Source organism: Amphritea sp. 1_MG-2023 (genome assembly GCF_030547545.1).
Taxonomy (GTDB): Bacteria; Pseudomonadota; Gammaproteobacteria; order Pseudomonadales; family Balneatricaceae; genus Amphritea.
Window position 1 is genome coordinate 1 of sequence record NZ_JAUOQE010000002.1, and the last position, 22,162, is coordinate 22,162.

Annotated in this window: 13 protein-coding genes and 1 pseudogene; 8 read left to right on the top strand and 6 right to left on the bottom strand. The window is 49.4% G+C overall.

Annotation, left to right across the window (positions count from 1 at the left end; translation table 11 throughout):
- Positions 1-455: pseudogene (locus tag Q4488_RS01410) on the bottom strand (histidine kinase); the annotation flags it as partial.
- A gap of 5 nt (positions 456-460) precedes the next feature.
- A complete protein-coding gene (locus tag Q4488_RS01415; protein ID WP_303578664.1) occupies positions 461-1,522 on the bottom strand; it encodes a TRAP transporter substrate-binding protein in 1,062 nt (353 codons plus the stop codon).
- A gap of 165 nt (positions 1,523-1,687) precedes the next feature.
- On the opposite strand from Q4488_RS01415, the gene Q4488_RS01420 reads away from it, so the two are divergent.
- From Q4488_RS01420 to Q4488_RS01450, 7 genes are all read left to right on the top strand, one after another.
- The gene (locus Q4488_RS01420) at positions 1,688-3,631 is read left to right on the top strand and encodes an ATP-binding protein (RefSeq protein ID WP_303578665.1); all 1,944 of its coding nucleotides are present in this window, start codon (positions 1,688-1,690) and stop codon (positions 3,629-3,631) included.
- Entirely contained in the window at positions 3,628-4,980 is a 1,353-nt protein-coding gene (locus tag Q4488_RS01425; RefSeq protein WP_303578666.1) for a sigma-54 dependent transcriptional regulator, read from the top strand. Before Q4488_RS01420 ends, Q4488_RS01425 begins: the two co-directional genes overlap by 4 nt.
- A 208-nt stretch (positions 4,981-5,188) precedes the next feature.
- Complete coding sequence (locus Q4488_RS01430; RefSeq protein WP_303578667.1) at positions 5,189-6,169, top strand: TRAP transporter substrate-binding protein; 981 nt, start codon at positions 5,189-5,191, stop codon at positions 6,167-6,169.
- 58 nt (positions 6,170-6,227) lie between these two features.
- Positions 6,228-6,746, top strand: a complete 519-nt coding sequence (locus Q4488_RS01435) for a TRAP transporter small permease (protein ID WP_303578668.1) — start codon at positions 6,228-6,230, stop codon at positions 6,744-6,746.
- Positions 6,746-8,050, top strand: coding sequence for a TRAP transporter large permease (locus Q4488_RS01440; protein WP_303578669.1), 1,305 nt, complete (start codon positions 6,746-6,748; stop codon positions 8,048-8,050). Before Q4488_RS01435 ends, Q4488_RS01440 begins: the two co-directional genes overlap by 1 nt.
- Positions 8,051-8,366: 316 nt before the next feature.
- Positions 8,367-13,193: an NAD-glutamate dehydrogenase gene (locus Q4488_RS01445; RefSeq protein WP_303578670.1), complete on the top strand. Its 4,827-nt coding sequence runs from the start codon at positions 8,367-8,369 to the stop codon at positions 13,191-13,193.
- Between the two features lie 123 nt (positions 13,194-13,316).
- Positions 13,317-13,547: a hypothetical protein gene (locus tag Q4488_RS01450; protein ID WP_303578671.1), complete on the top strand. Its 231-nt coding sequence runs from the start codon at positions 13,317-13,319 to the stop codon at positions 13,545-13,547.
- Between the two features lie 195 nt (positions 13,548-13,742).
- Here the strand turns inward: Q4488_RS01450 and Q4488_RS01455 are convergent, their stop codons facing one another.
- The 4 genes from Q4488_RS01455 to Q4488_RS01470 all read right to left on the bottom strand — a co-directional run bounded on the left by Q4488_RS01455 (position 13,743) and on the right by Q4488_RS01470 (position 20,691).
- Entirely contained in the window at positions 13,743-14,801 is a 1,059-nt protein-coding gene (locus Q4488_RS01455) for a response regulator (protein WP_303578672.1), read from the bottom strand.
- A gap of 160 nt (positions 14,802-14,961) precedes the next feature.
- The gene (locus Q4488_RS01460; RefSeq protein ID WP_303578673.1) at positions 14,962-18,090 is read right to left on the bottom strand and encodes an AraC family transcriptional regulator; all 3,129 of its coding nucleotides are present in this window, start codon (positions 18,088-18,090) and stop codon (positions 14,962-14,964) included.
- 121 nt (positions 18,091-18,211) lie between these two features.
- On the bottom strand, positions 18,212-18,982 hold the full coding sequence (locus Q4488_RS01465; protein ID WP_368411563.1) for a substrate-binding periplasmic protein: 771 nt from the start codon (positions 18,980-18,982) through the stop codon (positions 18,212-18,214).
- Between the two features lie 167 nt (positions 18,983-19,149).
- Entirely contained in the window at positions 19,150-20,691 is a 1,542-nt protein-coding gene (locus Q4488_RS01470; RefSeq protein WP_303578674.1) for a sodium:alanine symporter family protein, read from the bottom strand.
- 568 nt (positions 20,692-21,259) lie between these two features.
- Here Q4488_RS01470 and Q4488_RS01475 point away from each other — a divergent pair.
- Complete coding sequence (locus Q4488_RS01475; RefSeq protein WP_303578675.1) at positions 21,260-22,135, top strand: hypothetical protein; 876 nt, start codon at positions 21,260-21,262, stop codon at positions 22,133-22,135.
- Positions 22,136-22,162 lie beyond the last annotated feature (27 nt).

Here is a 22,162-nt window from a genome sequence, read left to right on the forward strand (position 1 = left end):
CGGCGGTACACTTCATCGAGGCTGACGATGAGGGTTAGATCACCCACTTTCACGGCTTGATTGCTGCTATCGGTGTAGTTGAGGGGGTAATGTCGTTCGACGATCGCGCCGACTTGAGGTTTATGACCGGCAGTATACTGATCATCAAAAGGGGTTTTTAGCGCCAGATAATGGACATCGGGTAGCTGCAAAATACCATCTAATTGTACCTGAATCTGAGTTGGACTGATCTCCCACAGGCTATTAGCGAGGCTGTTGAGTGAACTGGCTTCAATCTGTTGCAAACGCTCTTCGATGGCGGATCGTTCATAGCGATAATCGAGCCAGAGTTGGGTGGCGGTGGCGACTAGGGTAATGACGGAGCTGTAGAGCAAAATCGCGGCAAGCAGGCGTAATCCCAACGGTTTTTGGTTGCATAATTCGTAAAAACGTTGGCTTAGAGGTGATCTATTCAATCGGCTCATCGAACATTGATCTCAGCCCTTAAACCGATAACCTTACCGACCGTGCGGTTCCAGTTAGCAGCACATTCAGGGCCACAGCGCTGCGTCCAGCGGGGTAATATAACATCTTTGGCAATCTGATCACGAATGGCGAGATCTGCTTCGGAGGGCGCAACGAGTATCATATTGCCAATGTCGCCGATCGGGCAAGGCCCTCTTGATAAACAGGTCAGTGCGCTGTCGTCAACGGTTGCGGTTTCCTGCCACATGTTGTCTGTGAGGGTGGTGATCTCCTGTTGCAGTAATACTTTTTGAGGGGCACTTAAGCGATTCCATTTATCCAAGTTCATGGCGCCGAACGCCAGCCCCCAACCGACTCTGAGGGTAAAGCCATAGGGTGTTTGTGAATACAGCTTGGCGGTATAAGCCGACATGCTGCCGGTGATGACACAATCGATTTTGTGCTGTGCGAGTGCATCAGGCACATCATGATAAGGCACGCTGACCGGAATTGCGCCAGCGCCATCAACGAAGTCGGCGAGGGTTTTTAGGAAGACTCTGATGCGTCGTCCTTGCAGGTCCTTAATGTTGTTGACCGGCTCCGTACACCAGATCATCTGGCTTGGAAATGGATAGAGCATCATTAACTTAGCATTGTACTTCTCAGAAAACGCCCGCTCTAACGTCGGGAAGTAAGCATTCGCTACTTTTCGTTGGATGGCTATATTCTGCACCAGTGAGGAGAGGTCGGCGCCTTCGAATATTTCACTTTCTTCCATGGTGTAAGCGGGTAAACCAAAGGCGAAATCGAACACGCCATTCTTTAACAGGCGCATGATTTCGAAGCCCCGTACACCGAGTTCATCCTGAGGTTTTATCTCACCGACAATTTGTCCCTTGGACACTTCGGCAATATGTTGATTCCAAAAAGGTCCTTCATGTTTTGGGTAGTTATGGAAATAGCTCCAAGTACCCACGGCTTTGATAATGATGGTATCGTTAGCCACACTTAAACGGCTGATGCCGGTGATGACTAGGCCGATTAACAGTACCGCTATGTAGTATTTAATGGTTTTCATATCTGCCGTTTTTATACACAGGGGGCGCTCGATGCGTCATGTCGCCTAGCCTATTATGATAAGAGTTGAGTATAACCTACTGTCTTAGGGAAGGTGAGAGGTGGATTTTTAATTAACTGCTGAAATAGCTATTATTCAGTATCGTTTTATTATGGCGTCCTTTTTATGAAGAGTGGTTATAAGTTAGGTATTAGAGGACGTTTTTTCTTAGCCTTTGGTGCCTTGAGTGCGCTGACTCTGTTGGCAACGATGATTAGTTGGATCTCCTTTGACCGTTTAGGGGATGAACTGAGCCGTTTGGTTGAAGGCAATATCCAGACCCTCAGTCTGATCTCTGATTTAAAGGAGGGCGGCACCAAAATAACCCTTATGGCACCGACCCTGCTGGCGGCAGAGGATGAATCGAGCCGCCAACAAATATTGGCGGATCTTGATCTCAGTATCACGATGATGAAGGGCTTGTTGCCGTTGATTGCTGCGGTGACGCCCGATCCACAACGGCAAGGCTCTTTGCTGAAACAGATAATAAAACTGCAGACGACCCTGTCTGAACTCGATCAGAATGTTGGCAATAAACTCGCCATACAGCAGCACAAAGCACAGGAGAACCGGCGTCTTCGGTGGGCGGGTGCGAGTTTCCTGGCGGATATTAAAACGGTCACTGAAAATGCCCAGTTACACTTGTTTAGTCGTATAAATGAGGATTATCCCGACGGCTGGGCGGTCACAAACTATTTTGGTAAAGCGTCGGTACGGGAGATCAATACTGATCTGCAACGTTTGTATCGTATTGAGGCGGATGTCAATTTACTGACTAACTTAGTTGATCGTGCCGGACACCTGCCGGATCTTAACTCTCTGATCGCCACCCAGTTGCATTCCGCCGATATTGTTAAACGCATTCAGCAAGATTTACAGGCCGTGAATGAACTGTATGCGCTGCAACACTTGAAACAGTCGGTGGACAATATCGTGTGGCTGGCTCAGGGAGAGGGAAATATTTTTACCATCAGACGTGAAGAGCGATTGATAGGGCAGGCGGGAGAGCAGTTGTTATTAGCGATTAGCCAAGAACTGGATGATTTAAATCAGCTGATTGCGGTGCAGACGGCAAATACCGAGGCTGCGGCGCAGAGCTCGGCTAATAACGTGCGAGCAACCATTAAGAAAGGTCGCGTGTGGATGTTGCTGCTGGTGGCCATGAGCTTATTGTTATCTATTTTGATTGTTTGGTTATACGTTGGCCGAAATATGGTGGCCAGAATCACTAGCTTAGATGCCAGTATGCGTTCAATTGCGAGTGGTAATCTTGATCAGCAGGTGGTTGTTAAAGGGGGCGATGAGATCGGCACAATGGCGGGCGCGCTCGTTAGCTTTAGGGATCAGCTCTCTAATCTGCAAGAAGAGTTGGTTCAGGCGGGTAAATTAGCCGCCCTTGGTCAGCTTTCGGCGGGTATTGCCCATGAGATTAATCAGCCATTATCTGCCATTGGGCATTACTCCCACAACGGCATTCGTTTTCTTCACGCCGGCAAGCTTGAGGAGGTCGAGAAAAATCTCAATCAGATCTCTAACCTTAAAAAGCGTGCGGCGACCATTATTACCCGGCTGAAGTCATTAGCTCGACCACAAAAAGAGAATTGGGAGGCGGTTGAACTGCAACAGGTGGTGGATAATGTATTGCTCATGTTGGCGGGGGACGAGGTCAGAAAGCTAACCGATATCCACGTTACCTTTGAAGACCCGCAAAACGTGGTCAATGCCGATCCGGTCCAGTTGGAGCAGGTGGTTTTGAATTTGGTCACGAACGCTTTGGATGCCATACATGAGCAGCCGGAGAAACAGATCCATATTGATTGCCGACATCATAATGATTGGATAACCATCTATGTCAGCGATAATGGCCCGGGTATTAGTCGTGAGCTGCGGGAGCAGATCTTTGAACCGTTTTTTACCACCAAACGCCGAGGGCAGAGTCTTGGGCTTGGATTATCGATCTCTTATAACATCATTAATAGTTTGGGTGGTAAGTTGAGCGTCGACCTTGAATCTCGTCAAGGGGCCTCATTTTCTATCCAGTTACCCGAATACCGGAGAAGCAAGTCATGAACTCATCGACCTATGATGGCCAGATAATCGTTATCGATGATGAAGAGATCGTCCGTGAATCGATGATTCAGACGCTGGAGCTAGAGGGTTATAACGCCCAAGCTTTTGAAAACCCATCGGAGGCGATAGCTGAATGTTCGTTGGGCTGGTTCGGTGTGGTGATCTGCGATGTGCGGATGGGTAGCATGGGTGGGCTTGAGGTATTGCAGAAAATAATAGACGTGGATGCTGAAATACCGGTCATTATGTTTAGTGGTCATTCGGATATTGCTATCGCGATACAGGCCATCAGGATGGGGGCTTATGATTTTTTGGAAAAGAATGATGACCCTCAACACCATCTGAATACTGTTCAGCGCGCTTGGAAGAAACGCCAACTGGTGTTGGAAAACCGTGCTTTACGGCAAGCGGTCGAGGGACAGCATGAGATCCATAATCGCTTGATTGGTCAGACCGCCAGCATCACGCGCTTGCGGGAAACCGTTATACAGTTGGCTCAGGTGGATGTTGATCTGATTATCAATGGTGCAACCGGAACGGGTAAGGAGGTGGTCGCCCGCTGTTTGCATGACTTCAGCCCGAGAGCCAAGAAGCCATTTGTTGCGCTTAACTGCGGTGCGCTAGCGGAAACGCTGATAGAGAGCGAGTTGTTTGGCCATGAAGCCGGTGCCTTTACTGGGGCCAATAACAAACGTATCGGTAAAATCGAATATGCCAGCGGTGGGACCCTGTTTCTCGATGAGATTGAAAGCATGCCGGCTTCGTTGCAGGTACGTTTAATCCGGGTGCTGCAAGAGCGAGTGTTGCAGCGGCTCGGTGGTAATGCCGATATTAAGGTGGATATCCGGGTGCTCGGCGCCTCGAAAGTTGATCTACGGGTGGCGGCAGATGAAGGCTCTTTTCGAGAAGATCTGTATTACCGTTTAAATGTTGCCAGTATTGATATTCCTCGTCTCGATCAGCGCAAGCAGGATATTCCCTTTTTGTTCAGTCATTTTGCCGATCTGGCATCTCAACGTTTTAATCGCGATAGTCAGCCGATACCGGAATCCCTTCTGTTAGCGCTCGCTTCGCGGACTTGGCCGGGGAATGTGCGTGAATTGCGTAACGTGGCGGAACGCTGGGTCTTGGGGTTAGGGGTTGATGACAGTGAACCGACTTCTCTTGACAGTGAGGGGCAGTTGGATGAGATGGTTGCCGGCTATGAAAAGCGGGTCATTACGGCGGCACTAAAGGCCAACAAGGGACAGGTGGAGTTAACCGCCGATAAGCTAGGTATCCCACGGAAGAAGCTCTATCTACGTATGAAAAAACACGCTATCGAGCGAAGCGACTTTACCAGCGGTTGAGTCAAAAGTGACTCATTGGCTTTAAATGAGTCGAGTCAAAAGTAACTCATTAGTCTTGTGATATTTGTTTTTTATTTATCTAACTCTTTGTATTTTAATTAATTATTTTATTTTTGTCGGTTTGGTATAACGATTGCTTTAGTCAGTGTTAGTGAATGGTCATTAATGCCACTGCTATTGCAAGCCAACCTATACTTGGAGAATAAAAATGAAATATCTAATTAAGCGAGCCGCGGTACTTTGTGCTTCTGTCATGATGTTGGGTTCATCCGGTGTGGCCACAGCCGCCTCTCAATGGCATATGCCAACCCCCTATGGGGATGCAAACCTACCGACAAAGATTGCCTATCAATTTGCTGAAGAGATCAAAAGCAAGACCGCTGGTGAGTTAGATATTGTGGTGCATTCCGGTGCCTCTCTGATTAAACACCCAGAAATTCCACGCGCGGTGAAAACCGGTCAGGTGCAGCTTGGTGAAGTCTTTATTGGCATCATGGGTAATACCCACCCGGTGTTTAAGCACGACAATATTCCATTTTTGGCGACCTCTTTCGATAGCGCTGAAAAACTTTGGAAAGCGGCTAAGCCTGAAGTTGAAAAGCAGTTGAACAAAGAGGGCATGATGCTGTTGTATACGGTGGCATGGCCTGCCCAGAGTCTCTACACTAAAGCCCCGGTCAATTCATTAGCCGACCTTGAAGGCTCAAAAATGCGCGCCTATAGCCCGTCGACCTCGCGCTTGGCAGATTTGATGAATACTTCACCGACTACCGTTCAGGTGCCGGAAATTCCACAAGCCTTCAGTACCGGTATTATCGACGCGATGATCACCTCACCGTCGACCGGCGTGAATGGTCAAGCATGGGATTATCTTAGCCACTACACCGATATTCGTGCTTGGATTCCAAAGAACATTGTGGTGGTAAATAAGCGTGCGTTTAAACGTCTCAATAAAGATACCCAAGCGGTCATTTTAGCTGCGGCGGCGAATGCCGAAGCGAAAGGCTGGGTCGGTGTGCGGGAGAAAGCGAAAGAAGACACGAAAACCCTAGCCGACAACGGCATTGTTGTGACTGAACCTTCTGCCGAGCTTATGAGCGAGTTGAATAAGATCGGTGCAATCATGATCGACGAGTGGCAAGCCGAAGCGCCTGAAATTGAAACTATTTTGGCTAATTTCAAACAGTAATTTTGCGACCAATAAGCCCTGTCATACTGGCAGGGCTTCCAGGCAATAGGGGAGTACTATGCGTTCTCTACTGAATAAGCTTTATCTGGCATCCGGGTATCTATCGGGAGGCTGCATTGTCCTGATTACGCTGATTATCACCGCCCAAATTGTCGCTCGGTTATTTGGCTTTATTGTGCCATCTGCCGAGGATTTCTCCGGCTATGCGCTGGCCGCCGCAACCTTCTTTGGTTTGGCCTATACCTTCCGTGAAGGAGGGCATATCCGAGTGACGTTGGTGATTCAGAGATGGCGTAAAGGGGGGCGATATTATCAGGAGTTGTTAGTGCTGCTATTGGCACTGGCGCTGGTGAGTTTTATGTCTTTCTATGCGGTTCATATGGTATGGGAATCCTATATTTTTGAAGAGGTGTCGTCCGGTTATGTATCGGTGCCGATCTGGTTACCGCAGGTGCCCGTTGCGTTGGGGATCTTGATGTTAAATATTGCGGTTGTGGATGATGTTATCGCCTTATTAAGGCGTCAAAGTCCGTCCTACCAGGTATATGAAACAGCGTTGCAACTGGAGGACGTGTAATGGATATCACTGTGATAGGCATCACGCTTGCTGTGTTGATGCTAGCTATGCTGGCGTTGGGTTTTTGGGTCTCACTGGCGTTATTCGGGGTGGGTATCCTAGGACTGTTTTTATCGGGCAATGATCAGATCGGCCTGCTGTTTGCGACCTCTACTTGGGGCGCCAGTACCTCATGGTCATTGACGGCGCTACCGCTGTTTATTTGGATGGGCGAGATACTGTTTCGCACCCGGCTGTCGGAGGATCTGTTCAAAGGTCTATCGCCTTGGCTAAGCGGTCTTCCTGGTAAGCTGTTACACGTTAATGTGCTCAGCTGTGGCATTTTTGCCGCGGTGTCTGGTTCATCGGCGGCGACAGCGGCGACCATCGGCCGCATGACGCTGCCGGAATTAAAGGCACAGGGCTATAGCGATCGTATGGCGGTTGGTACCCTGGCGGGGTCGGGCACCTTAGGGCTATTGATTCCTCCGTCGATCATTTTGATTGTTTACGGTGTGGCCGCGGAAGTCTCCATTGGTCGTTTGTTTATTGCCGGTGCGTTGCCGGGGTTATTGTTGGTCACGCTATTTATGGGCTATACGGTCATTTGGGCGTTGCTGAATAAAAACGAACTGCCGCCGCATGATAAAACCCATGTTTCACTGGCGGCAAAGATTAAAGCGCTGCGTTTACTGCTGCCGATTTTGTGTCTGATTGGTTTTGTACTGGGGTCAATATACGGTGGTTTTACCACCCCAACTGAAGCGGCGGCGTTAGGGGTTATTGGTGCACTCTTTTTAGCGGCTGTAACTGGTTCATTAAACGCACAAAGCTTTGGGGCGAGTTTGACTGGCGCGGTTAAGAGCTCCTGCATGATTGGGATGATTCTCGCCGGGGCGCACTTCCTCACATTGGCGATGGGTTTTCTCGGTATCCCTCGGGCTTTGGCCGAATGGATTGGGCAGATGTCGTTGTCACCGGGCATGCTGTTGATCTATTTGACGGTGTTGTTTGTTGCCCTGGGCTGCTTTCTCGATGGTATCTCGGTGGTGGTGTTAACGGTGGCGGTGGTGTTGCCAATGGTTCAGCAGGCCGGTATTGATCTGCTCTGGTTTGGTATCTACATCGTGTTGGTGGTTGAAATGTCGCAAATCACCCCGCCGGTCGGTTTCAATCTGTTCGTTATTCAGGCATTAACCGGTAAAAATATTTTATATGTCGCCCGTGCGGCACTGCCGTTTTTTCTGCTGATCATGTTCGCGGTGGTATTGATCTATCTGTTCCCGCAGATCGTTACCTATTTGCCGATGTCTATGAGTCAGTGAAGCTTAGAGTCAATTAAGCTTGGAGCCAGAGACGATTAACAATGCTGCGGCACTATGCTGTACCGTTGAGCTGTAAAGCGGTTGTCCTCCACTATCTACATCAAGAGAGTGATAACCGTTTTTTATTAAGGAGGAGTCTGTGTTTTGTCAGTGGTTTATTCGCCGTGTTTTTCATCTTATTAAGCCTGCTTGGCATACAAGGAGGTTTAATTGGCATGAAAGGGAGTTATTAAAAGTGCTTGCCAGCTATATTGTATTAGTATCTTCTGGGCAGCTCTCTGTCTGCACTTATATAAAATAATAAGAAGGTTTAAAAATGCCTGATCGCTCATCTGATAAATCAGTGCTGCTTACGCCGCTGAATGACTTAATTATCGAAAAACTCCCAGCAGAGATGGCCAGTACAGCGGTCAATTTCGCTTATTACTACTACCAGACGTCGACCTATGACGAGCTCAACGAACGCTCATTAGATAATCTCTATGGCTCAACCATGTCCTGTTGGCAGTTCCTGCAAAACTTTGCAGGCAGCGAGCCGAAAGTGCGGGTGTATAACCCTGATCTTGAGCAGTTTGGCTGGTGGTCACAACATACAGTGATCGAGATTGTGCAACGGGATATGCCATTTTTGGTTGATTCTGTCCGCATGGAGTTGAATCGTCGCGGGTTAGGCATTCACACCGTTCATAACGCGGTGCTTCACGTTGAGCGAGATGAGGGCAAATTGGTCAGCATTGTAGATGCTGATCATGAAACGGCCCAGGCGGAATCGATTATTTATTTGGAAATTGACCGCACCAGCGATCCGGTTGAATTAAAAGCGATACTGACATCATTGCTGTTGGTGCTTGAAAATGTCCGTATTGCGGTTGCTGATTACGCTTTGATGCAGACACAGGCTCAGACTCTGCTTGATGAGCTATCCCAAGCATCGGCCCAGCCCGATGACCTAGAGGCACAGGCATTTTTAAGTTGGATGCTTGATAATCATTTTACCTTTCTCGGTTACGATGAGCTGAGTGTCGAAGGTGAACGTGTGCGTCGTTGCGAAGGCAGCGAGTTAGGCACCTTAAAATTACATAAACATGCCGGCCAGGGACATTCGAGCCTGCTAGAGGATTTACGTGATGATGAACGGGATTTTCTCTTAGAGCCTAGCCGGCTAATGTTCGCGAAAGATTATCATTATTCTCTCGTGCACCGACCGGCCTATATGGATCGAGTGGTCATTAAGCGTTTTGATGCGCAGGGGAATGTCATTGCTAAGTGCCGCTTCCATGGGTTGTATACCTCATCGGTGTATTCCGAACCGATGCTGATGATCCCGGTGATCCGCCGTAAAGCGGAAGCGGTGTTGAAACGTGCGGGTTTTGAGCGTCGTAGTCATAATGGCAAAGAGCTTCTGCAAATCATGAGTGATTTGCCCCGTGACGAGCTGTTTCTCTCCAGTGAGCAAGACTTGCTCGATACGGCGATGGGTATTTTCAGCTTACACGATCGCCGCAAAGTAAAACTGTTGGTGCGTAAAGACCGCTGTCATCAATTTATTACTTTTCTCTACTATGTACCGCGAGATATTTTTTCCACGGCGTTGCGACGGCAGGTTCAGGATCTGTTAGTGAAGGCTTGTCATGCCGGTGAGGCTGAATTCACCACCACCTTTAGTGAGTCTATTTTGGCGCGGGTGCAATATGTCCTGCGTATCGATCCAGAGACGGCTGACGCCCTTGATCTGTCTCAGTTGGAAGCGGATGTGATTAATATTTCCCGTGACTGGCGGGATGAGCTGCATACCGCATTGACAGGGCTATGTGGCGAAGAGCAGGGTAATCGGCTGCATAACTATTATGGTCATGCTTTTACCAGTGCTTACCGAGAGCACTTTCCGGTTTTGAGTGCGGTATATGATATTCAACGTATCGAAGCCTTGAGCGATACTAATCCCGTGACCATGAGTTTTTACCGGGTGTTGGAGCAGAGCCAAGACGTTTTGCGCTTTAAATTGTTTCACGCGAACGAGCCGTTGGTGCTGTCGGATGTGATCCCGGTGCTGGAAAACCTCGGTATGCGGGTGATCGGCGAGCATCCTTATGCGGTGAGCCGCAGTGATGGCAAGCAGTTCTGGATGCATGATTTCACCCTGATCAGTCAAGGGGCTGCACCGGTTGTGCTGGAAGAGGTGAAAGACTTTTTTCATGAGGCCTTTGCTAATATTTGGAGCGGTTGCGCCGAAAATGATGAGTTTAACCATCTGATCATTGGCGCTAACCTGAGTTGGCGAGAGGTGGCGATGCTGCGAGCCTATGCTCGTTATAATAAACAGATTCGGTTCGGCTTCTCACAATCCTATATCGCCGGTACGCTGGCACGACATATTCATGTGACTAAGTTGCTGGTGACTCTGTTTCGGGCGCGTTTTGATCCGAGTCGCTGGGACAGTCCTAAAGCTGAGGCGCTGGTGGAGCGTATTAGCAATAGTGTTCTTGAAGCCCTAGAGAAGGTGGATAATCTCAATGAAGATCAGATCCTGCGGCGCTTTCTTGAGTTGATCAAAGCCACCCTGCGTACGAGCTATTTTCAGCGTGATGTCGCCGGTGAGTTGAAGGACTATTTTGCCTTTAAACTCAATCCTCGGGCGATCGCGGGTATTCCTCAACCTCGACCCATGTTTGAAGTATTCGTCTATTCGGCGCGGGTTGAAGGGGTGCATTTACGTGGCGGCAAAGTTGCCCGTGGGGGGCTGCGTTGGTCAGATCGATTAGAAGATTATCGTACCGAGGTGCTGGGGCTGGTTAAAGCGCAGCAAGTGAAAAACTCGGTGATTGTGCCGGTCGGTGCGAAAGGCGGCTTTGTCGCGAAAAAGTTACCTACAACCGGTGGCCGTGAAGCCTTTCAGGCGGAAGGTATCGCCAGTTATCAGATCTTTATCTCGGCGTTGCTGGATATTACCGACAACTTGGTGGGTGGCGAAGTGGTTCCGCCCGTTGATGTCGTGCGACATGATGAAGATGATCCCTATTTTGTGGTGGCGGCCGATAAAGGCACCGCGACTTTCTCTGATATTGCTAATGCTATCGCCGAAGAACGCGGCTTTTGGTTAGGCGATGCTTTTGCGTCCGGTGGCTCACAGGGCTATGACCATAAAGGTATGGGCATCACGGCACGGGGCGCATGGGAGTCGGTTAAACTGCACTTCCGTGAACTCGGCAAAGATATTCAATCGGAAGACTTTACGGTGGTTGCGATTGGCGATATGGCCGGAGATGTCTTCGGTAATGGGATGCTGCTGTCCGAGCATATTCAGCTCTGTGCGGCCTTTAACCATTTGCATATTTTCATCGATCCGACCCCGGATGCCGCTAGCAGCTTTATTGAGCGTAAGCGTCTATTTGAGCTGCCACGTTCTAGCTGGGAAGACTATAACAAAGAGTTGATCTCCGCCGGCGGTGGAATCTTTTCCCGTGGGGCTAAGTGGTTGGATATCAGCCCGCAGATGCAAGCCCGTTTTGATATTCAGGAGAGCCGCTTATCACCTAATGACCTGCTTACCGCGCTGTTGAAAGCACCGGTTGATCTGATTTGGAATGGCGGGATTGGCACCTATGTGAAAGCCTCCCATGAGAGTCATGCCGAGGTGGGTGATAAGGCCAATGATGGTTTGCGTATCAATGGCAATCAGCTGCGTTGTCGGGTGTTAGGGGAAGGCGGTAACCTTGGTTTTACTCAATTAGGTCGGATAGAGTTCTGTGCCCATGGCGGTAAATCCAATACTGACTTTATTGATAATGCCGGTGGTGTGGATTGTTCCGACCATGAGGTAAACATCAAGATACTGCTGAATGAGGTGGTTGCTAACGGTGATATGACCGTCAAGCAGCGTAACGCCTTGCTGCGTGAGATGACCGATGAAGTCGGTGATCTGGTGTTGCAGAATAATTATAAGCAGGCACAGGCGATCAGTATCGGCCATAGCCATGCGCGTCGTTCGATGGATGAATACATTCGTTTGATTCATCGTCTTGAAGCCTCGGGTAAGCTGGATCGAGAACTGGAGTTCATGCCTTCCGATGAGCTGCTGCAGAACCGTAAACAAGCCCGAGAGGGATTAACCCGGCCAGAACTCTCGGTGTTGATCTCCTATGTGAAAGCGGAGTTGAAAGAGGCGCTGAGCGAGTCTTGGATTACCGAGGATAGCTATCTGAGTCGCGAGGTGGTCTCTGCTTTCCCGCAACGGCTGGTGAATGAGTTTGGCCTTGAGATCTCGCAGCACCGACTGCGTTCTGAAATTATCGCCACCCAAATCGCCAATGGCATGATCAATAGCATGGGGATCACCTTTGCGGATCGGCTCTGTCAAATTAGTGGTGCTGGTTTTGGTGATGTCGCGGCGTCCTTTGTGATCGCCCGAGATGTGTTTAATATCGATGCCCTGTGGCACCAGATTGAATCCTTGGATAACCAAGTGGATTCGGCGCTACAACAGCAGATGATGGCAGATGTTATTCGTTTAATACGCCGTGCCACCCAGTGGTTCCTGCGCTATCAACGGCCTTTGGATGTTACCGGTGCGGTGGATAAGTTTAGTGAGGGTGTCGCGACGCTGAGCGGCCAGCTATCGCAGTTGCTCAAAGGTGAGCCGCTTAATCTCTGGCAGCATAAGCATGATCAACTCACGGGTGCGGGTGTGCCTGGTGATCTGGCGGCGATTGTTGCCGGTGCCGACAGCCTCTACGCGTTACTCAGTGTTATTCGGTCAGCCGAACAGACGGGTAAATCACCACAGCAGGTTGCGCAGATTCACTTTGATTTGGGTGAGCGGCTGCAGTTGCAATGGTTTGATGAGCAAGTGAAAGAGCTCGCGGCGAGTAACCATTGGGAGTCGATGGCACGGGATGGCTTCCGTGAAGATCTGACCAGCCATCAACAAGCGATTACAGTCAGTGTGTTGATGGCCGCCGATGGGACGGCATCCGACGCTGAACTAGATGGCGATGCGCTAGTTGAACGTTGGCTGAGCAGTCATGATCGTCTGTTAGATCGGTGGCAGTCGCTGCTGAACGAAGTGCGAGGCAGTGCACAGCAGGATTTCGCGATTATTACCGTGGCAATCCGTGAGTTGTTAGAGCTGGCTCAGGCGCAGTAATACTAAATGGGCAGAGGGCTATTGTTAGTCCTCTGCTACTATTCAATATGAAATATGAGTAAACCAGCGTTAATACCCGCAGGCTTAGCAGCAAGTAAATAATATTAATAATAAACGGGCAGAATGCTGAAAAATGCTAACGCGCTTTTAGCGATAAACACGTTGCAATACGCGCTGAATATCAAGCAGATGGCCGCCGATAGTTGGTGGGTTTATCGGCATGAAATTAGTGGAAACGGCACACTCAAACCGATGTCACGGGTGGTCTTCTTTGGCCGCACCCAGGATGATGTTGAGCGCTGGGTCGATACCCAACGACAAGAAGCAACAGTGTATATGTTGTCTGACAACTAGCCTGTCGTTGCCGATATTTTTACCGATCAACCTCGGTTGCCTGAGGGGCCATCGGTACAGGAGCACCAGGAGGGCGGGGTCTGTTTTAAGGCCCAGTCTTCCGCCATCTAAGGTCGGTCACTGAAGGCCGTCGGTTAGCGTTTGCTATGCGATTGAGAATATCGTCTGACGCTTTTGGCGTACTTAATCTTCGGCCTACTCGATTTCAAGCAACGGTACTTGACAGTTAATGGTGCCGCGCTCATCAGGCTCGCTTAAGCGTCCTTGCAGTTGCTGACACAAGCGTTGCAGGTGGTTTTGCAAGCACTGTGCCCAGTGACTCGATGGAAACACTGGCTGGCCATCGTTTAAGCTCACGCTGATGAGTAGTTGCCCTTGCTGCGCGGCGGGTTGCAAACTGAGTTTCAGGTCGGCACCGTTGGCTTGAAGAATCGCCAGTTCAATAGCGCTAATGAGTATCTGCCTTATAAGGGTGGGGTCGCAGTGAATCTCTGCGGCTAGCGCGGTGTCGAGTTTGTAATCTAAGAGCCAGCCATCGTGGCGACACTGGGGTAAGAAAGTATACAGTATCTCATCCATCAACGGTGCTAAGGCTACCCTGTCGGCCTGCGTGACGGGTGGGCAGGGATTCAGCATGGAGATGTTATTATCCAGCCGCTGATGATGAGCGTGTAGGCTAACGGCTAAATCATTCGCTACCGGGTTGAGATCCATCTGCTGTAAGCGTTGGCTTTGTTTGAGCAGTGGTCGAACCTGTTGATTTAACTGTTGTGAAATTGTTGCAAGGCGTTGCTCATCGAGGGCGCTAGAAAGATTGTCTTGGCTGGCTTGAGTGCGGGCATTCTTGATATCACGAAACGATCTCAGCGCCACAACCACTGAGGTCAACAGGCGGGAGGCCGACAGTTCTGCTTTGCTTAAATAATCGTTGATATCATAATTGACGATGACCTGTGATTCGGGAGCGTAACCGGGGTGTCCTGTACGCAGGATCACGCGGATATCCTGATTGTTGAGCTGGTTGCGAATATATTCGACTAACTGTAAGCCTTCATCATCATTTTCCATCACAACATCGAGTAGCGCCAAGGCGATATCGGAGTGATCGGTGAGCTGTTGTCGGGCTTCACGACCACTTTTCGCATGGATCAGTTCGATCGGATGCTGCTCAAATTCATAGCCACGAAAAATCATTCGAGTAATCCCGTGAATACCTTCTTCGTCGTCAACGACCAATACTTTCCATGGAGTCATAAATATCTACAATGCGTACTCTGCCTGAAAGCGTTATTTTGCCAGTAAAAGCTAGCGATGTACTACAAAAAGCCGACGAACTTAAGTAAACAACGGTTTTTGATGATCTGAGTAATACTGTTGATGCATGTTGAGCGTCTAGCGCTGTCGCGATGGTGTCTCAGCGTTTTAATTGATCTAACAGTGCTACTTTTGCGCTGGCTCCCCAGTGTGCATAAATATCTCGGCTTTTTTCGCGGCAGAACTGTGCCAGTCGATGTTGTTGCTGCGTCTGTAAAAACGCCCCGTAGCGTTCATAACACAGCGCTGAATGATAATTCACGCCGTGCTGTTCTGCACAGCTAATCGCCCGTTCAAATAGAGGGTAGGGGTCTTGATTTAACAAACAGGCTTTTTCGGCTTGCAGTAATAAGCGCTGAGTCGCGAAATTTTCGGGACAGTGTGTGGCCCAGAGTTCAAAGCGAGATTCTATCTGCTCAACTTCAACCCGTCGGCGGGGCAGTAGAGCTTGTTGTTGCTGAGCCAATATGAGTCGCATCATGGCGGTGCAGAAGAGGGCTTCACTGACACAGAAATAACCCGGCAGATCATTTTCTAGGCGGGCTTCCCAGGCGTATAAATCAGGCCATAGATGCTGTTGGTTGAGCAAGAAGGCCGTCATAATTGAGCTGACGCCCTGCCACCCGTGTTGATAGTCGAGCTGTTGCGGCAGTGGTTTTTGACCACTGAGTTGCTCCATCAACAGCAATGATGATGTCTGTAAGCGGGTCGCTTGATGAGGCTGTTGCTGTGTCATCATTTGTTGATAATGTTGACGACAGAGGGTTAGTTGCTCAGTCAAAGAGTGGCTGGTTAGCACCGCGAGCTGATGTTGTAGCAGACGAGATTCACTCTGCACCCACCAATGGCCGTGTTTTTCCGTTAATGAATCGATGTGCAGCAGTAGCTCCTTAGTATGACGAAGGGGGGTAAACCAGTGCTGTACTTGACTGGATTGTATTAGGGCTGCATGAGTGGCGATATTGGTGTGGGGCTCGATGTTCGAGGGTAAGGGGATTGTGGTGGCGATCAAACCACCAAACTCATTAGCCAGTTGCATTCCTTGTACCGAGAAAATCTGTGCCAGTCGAACATCAGCACAAAACCAACTGGCGACCCAAGCATAACTAACAAACGCGTAAGCTGTTAGCGAGCAGCGGCCCTGTTGTAAACTGATCATCGTCATCTGTCCGATGGCGCAGGCGGCTAGTAGGGGCTGACCTTGTTGACGCGCAATCACACTAATCTGTTCCAGTAGCTGTAATTGAAGTAGGCTTTTTTGTGCACGCAGTGGTGTCAATGGTGGTAGCCGTGAGGCGTCGATGAATGCGTTGATCTGAGAGTGTTGCGCTAACAGACGCATCAATTGATCGTTCTCGTTTTCGGGGAGTGCGTCATCGCTTATTAGGCGCAAACTGTCCTGGAGGTATAAACGTGCTCGTGGGTACTGATCTCGGTGTAGGCATATTTCGGTGTTGATGAGGGCCGCTTTAACCTGCTCGACGGGATTGTTATTGCTAGGTAGTTGTTGCATGCATTGATCCGCCAGCCGAACTTCACCCGCCAGCAGGTGAAGTGTTGCGCGCTTTCTGAGTAGCTGATGTTTCTTTTTATATTGCTCGGTGCGTAGCAGACGATAAGCGTTGGAGAGATAACGGCTGGCGTCACTGAACTGTTGTGTCGCTTCGGCGAGTAATGCGGCTTTGATATTCAGTTGTCGTAGCTGGGTTTTCTGTTTTTGATCGGTCTGTTGATAGGCACGATTGAGGTGTAGCAGTGCTGGCGTGATCTGCGCTAAGTTAAACGTCTGAGGTATTCGCGCGAGCATGATCATACCGCAGCGATGATGACGTTGACATTTTTCAGACTCACTGAGACGTTGATAGAGTGAGCGGCGAATCTCAGCATGACAAAAGCGACAGAGGGTTTGTTCATCGTTGCTGTTAAGCTCGTGGTTGACGCTATCGGCTGTTGCGTTTACACCGATATCAATTAATCCCCGTTGTTCGGCAGGCCATAGGTGAATCGCTAAGCGGGCTACCTGATGCTGAGTGACCTGCTCTAGCTCCTGCAGCTTAAACGCTTCGCCCAATAATGCTGCCCACTCCAATAGCTCGAGAGTGAAGCGGCTCAGTTGTTGTATTCGCTGTTCAATGCGTTTATTCCGTTGACGATGATTAATCTCTTCAAGCCATGCGGTTTTATGCGGTTCGTCGGCTTGCAAGGCTGAGGTTTCAATCACGGTTAAGGGCTTAATCTGTTGCCGGTAATGACTAGGCGCGGTGCCCATCCAGCGTTTAAAGGCTTTTTGAAAAGCAGATTGATTGGAAAACCCCAATTGAAAGGCGATTTCACCAAAGCTCAGCTGTCCCTGTTGAATAAGCTGCAGGCAGACTTCACGCCGAGTTTGATCATAAATATCTTGAAAATTGGTCTCTTGTAATCCGAGTTTACGTTGCAGTGTTCGTAGGCTGAGCCCAAGGGCTTCGGCCACCTGTTCCCGTCTGATACAGCCTTGCCCTTCGGCTAACTGACGACGAATCAGGTTACGGGTTTGTGCCGTGAGCGCACTCTGCTGAGCAGACTTGCTAAGCAACGAGTCGGCAAACGCCCGATGCAATTGATGCATATCGGCATTGGCATCTAAGCAACTCAGCGATAGGTAGTCGTTAGCGAATAAAACTTGATTGCGGGGCGCATCAAAACGCACCTCGGCGGCAAAAAACTGTTGATACGGTAGCGGATTTTCTGGCTCAGGGAAGCTCAATTGTACTAAGCGTACCGGCACCTGATGACCGGTTAAGCGGCGTGGCCAGTTGGTTATACAGGCGAGCAGATACTCGACGGGGTGCAGTTTAGGGTCGTTTAATTCTAGTGAAAGTACGGTACCGTCAACGGTTTGCTCCATCTGAATCAGCGCGCCCTCAAGCAGTATCGGCAGATAATCGCTTAACGCTTGATAGGCTTTGCCTAGGGTTTCAGCGGAAGACATCAAAAAACCTATCGACCCCAGCATTCTCGGTTGAGTCGCCTCGCCTAAGTTAAGCGCGATACGAGGATTGTTCGTGGCTTGCGTCAGGGTTTGTAGTATCTGCGCATAGGCAGCCGTTGGAAAGCGTGCATCGGGTTTCGTGAGTTCCTCTGCAGTGAGTGCCGCTAGATCAAGAATTTGGGCTTGATCCAGTCTAAAGTGTTGCAGCAGTTGGAAGATGGGTTCTAGGAGCTTGGTAGAGGCGGTGGTTACGGGCATTGATGAAGCTCTGGTATTGATGGAGCGCTGGCATGGCTAGACGTCTATGGGCGCTACGGTAGAGAGATAAGATTATCATAGCCTAAGTTTAAAGTATGTCCTAGCGTGCCGCTTAGCCGTGTTAGTGATAGGCGCTGATGATCTCTTCAAGACGCCCCGATTGACGCAATTGACGAATCGAGTGGTTAATACGATCAATATCCGCCTGAGGCACTGTTTTTTGGCTAAACATGAAATGAATCTGATCAATACTGGCATGCCAATCGAGGGTGGTGATCTGATCTTCAAATCCAAACTCTTGTAACAATACCTTACCGTTATAGAGATCATTTAAGACAATATTGGTGCGCCGGATATGTAACATTTTGAAAAGCTGCTCATATTGACTCAACTGATGGACCTGTAATTCATCTTTGATTTGATTCCAAGCCTCGCCATAAAAGGCGCCGTGTATCACTGCTGCTCGGGGGGTTAAGCGAGCGAGTTGTTCGAAGTTGTGCGCGGCATTCCAGATAGGATATTCATCGGTACGGACAAAGATGGCCATGGTTTCTGAACGATAAGGCTCGGAAAAATTGGCCCAGCTGGCTCGTTCAGGCGTTTTGGAGGCGCCAATGGCTAAATCGATTTCGCCAGATTTTATATAGCGTTTAGTCCGCTCCCAGGGAATGTTTTTAAGCTGATAGGGGCATCCGGCGTGATCCATGATGGCTTTAAGCAGTGCGATATCGAGACCGGTGATGCGATTGTTTTCAAGCATCTGATACGGTTTCCATTCCAGCCAAGCGACGGAAAATGTTGTTTGACAGGCGCTAGCATAACCGTTTGAAGGGAGCAGTATGACGAGTAGCACGTGGATGATGATAGAGGGGATTACACCGAGGACTCTCACGGAAATAGCTGCCTAAATAGAGTTGCTTAGCTTTAGAGATGATTATAAGAAGGCGGAGCGCAGTACTGCAATAGTCTATTTGTAATAGGGGCTTTTATAGAGAAAAGCCCGCGCTGCTAGCAGGGCGGGCTTGAGTTTATGTCGGTGTTAAATCAGGGTGACATCGTTTAGACCGATTCAACCTGTTTTTCGGTTACTTTTTCGGACACTTTTTGTTGGCTCGCCATTTTTTTCTCGTAGCGCTTTTCCCAAAAAGTGGCGTTTTTAATACCCAGTTTCAGTGGATTAAAGGTGTAATTTTTAACACCGGCTTTGTGCTGTGCTTCATAGTCATGCAATGCTTTTAGTGCCGGCTTTGACATAAAGAAAATGATTAGAATGCCGGCAATATTTAGCCATGCCATCAGGCCTACACCGATATCACCTAAGCCCCATGCTAGGTTGGCTGTTTTCACGGCACCGTAGAAGGTGGCTGCCATCAAAACGAGCTTCAGAGCACCCACCATACCCGGGATGTCAATGGTACGCTGGATATAAGCAATATTGGTTTCGGCGATGTAGTAGTAAGCTAAAATAGTGGTGAAAGAGAAGAAGAACAGGGCAAAAGCAATAAATGGATTACCTAAGCCTGGCAGTACGCTTTCGATGGCGGTTTGAGTGAACAGGGGGCCGTTGGCGGCGATATCCGCGCTGAGGTTTTGCACTAAGAAGGCATCACCTGCACCGTGAACGTTGTAGGCACCGGTAATCAGAATCATGAAAGCCGTTGCCGAACAGACAAACAAGGTATCGATATAAACGGAGAACGCTTGAACCAATCCCTGTTGTGCGGGATGCTCTACGGCAGCCGCTGCAGCCGCGTGTGGCCCAGTACCCTGACCGGCTTCGTTAGAATAAACACCGCGTTTTACCCCCCAGCCGATGGCAGCACCCATGCCAGCCATTGGCGTGAAGGCATCGTCAAGAATCATGCCGATAATACCTGGCAGCATATCGATGTTGAGTAACACGATAACGCCCGCGATAATGATGTAAGCCAGCGCCATGAATGGCACAACAATCTGAGTGAAGCTGGCAATCCGCTTTACCCCACCAAAAATGATGAAACCTAGCACCAACACAACGATGGTGCCGGTGAGGATTTTAGCGAAGCTGAGTGTCCCCATGGCGGTTTCGATCATTTCACCGGTGCCAAACGTGGCTTCAACGGCATTGCCGATACTGTTAGATTGGACCCCCGGCAGAAATACTCCGCAGGCCAAAATAGTGGCGATTGCAAAGATCCAAGCAAACCATTTTTGACCCATGGCTTTCTCAAAGTAGAACGCGGGGCCGCCACGGTATTGGCCTTCGTGCTCCTCTTTATAAATCTGTGCCAGCGTCGATTCGGTATAGGCCGTTGCAGCGCCTAAGAAGGCGACGACCCACATCCAGAAAACCGCACCCGGGCCGCCAAAGCCGATGGCGGCGGCAACACCCGCGATGTTACCCGTACCGACACGGCCTGAGAGTGAGACCGCCAGCGCTTGGAAAGACGAGATGCCTTTTTCAGAGGCTTTGCCGGAGAACAGCAGAATCCACATTTCGCGGAACATTCGCACCTGCACAAAGCGTGTCAGGATAGAGTAGAAAAGACCGGCACCCAGACACAGATAGATCAGTGCTGGACTCCAGATAATGCCGTTAGTGAAATCGACAAATGCTTGCATGTGTAAGTATCTCCTCGAAGCAACGTGCAGGGCACGAAATTAGAATTATTGTCTTGCTGTTCTTAGCCATCGTTGCGGATGGATTAGTAGTCGCTAAGAGCAACTGAACGTGCCAAGAAGAGTCATTTTCTTGGCACGTTGGTTTTAATGCAGTGATTGGTTTGACGATAGCGCATGGCTTTCGACTGATTATTATCCATTTGCTTGACGTGATGACGTTATCAAAGGATGAGCACAGGCGGCGTTTCGATGGCTTATCGACATGACTAAAACTTTAGTGGGATTGTGTGTCGCTGGGAATATCTTTGCGTGCCTTGTTGGCCTCCTTGCGTGCCAAGTCGATGCGTGACGGGTTGACGCTGTTAAATATGATGTTGAGCGTAGTGCGAAGCGTAGTGCTTATCCGTTGAGCTATAAGCTGAGTTGCTTGAGGTGCAGGTCGGCTAGGTTAGCCTGTTTGCTTAAGGGGAATGATCGCTTGGTAAACGGTTGTATGATTTTTTTTCATTATAGCTTTAGCGCTGATGGACGATAACCATTTGATTGAATCATAAAATCGGTATCGATGATGTTTAATTTCAGCTCTTTTCCTCTGTTGACGTACCCTGGGACGACGCCGTCAGATGCGCAACGCACGACTACCGCGGCGGTTAGCGATCAGTCGAGTGATGATGTGGCATCGACACGGGCGACCTATTCGTTATCCGAACGATTTAGTCGGGATGATAGTTTTAGTCTCAGCTTAACCACCCAAGATGGTGATCAGGTGGAGATAACTTTTAGCAGTGAGACGGGCTATCAAGCTGATTATGCACAGAGTAGCAGTGCGGGACAGCAGCAACAGCGATACAGTATCGACAAAGGGCAAAGCAGCGAGTTTGGTTTTTCGGTGGCCGGAGAGCTAGATGCCGATGAGATCGATGCGATTGCGAGTCTAGTTCAGGAATTATCATCACTGGCCGCTAATTTCTTTAATGGTGATTTACAAACGGCTATGCAACAAGTGGGTGATCTGTCGTTTGATTCTGAACACTTGGCGCAGATGGATCTGTCGATGCAGCAAACGATTGAATACCGCGCTGTCGAGCAGTATCGCACAGTTCAGTCGCTGACAGATAACGTCCCGACTGCCTCAGAGAATAGGCTGATGCCCTTTGTTGAGCAGCTTGAAGGCGTGGTGAGTCGTAGCGAGGCTACTATCGAAAGTGCCTCGAATGTGTCGATGAATCTCTTAGCAACTCTGGTACAGCATGATGTTCGTTTCAGTCGCATCAGTAGCGCCGAACAGGGGGCGCTGAAAGACAACCTCGCTCAACTGAGTCAGTGGATTGATAAGGGCCATCGTGATGATTATAACGTTAAGGGCGAGCGACAACAGCACTCGAAACAAGGGCACGCATATGGACATACCCATGCAGCCGATGAGTCGCATCGCACGCGGTGAGGCTGACTCGGTAATGTAAGCTGCTGA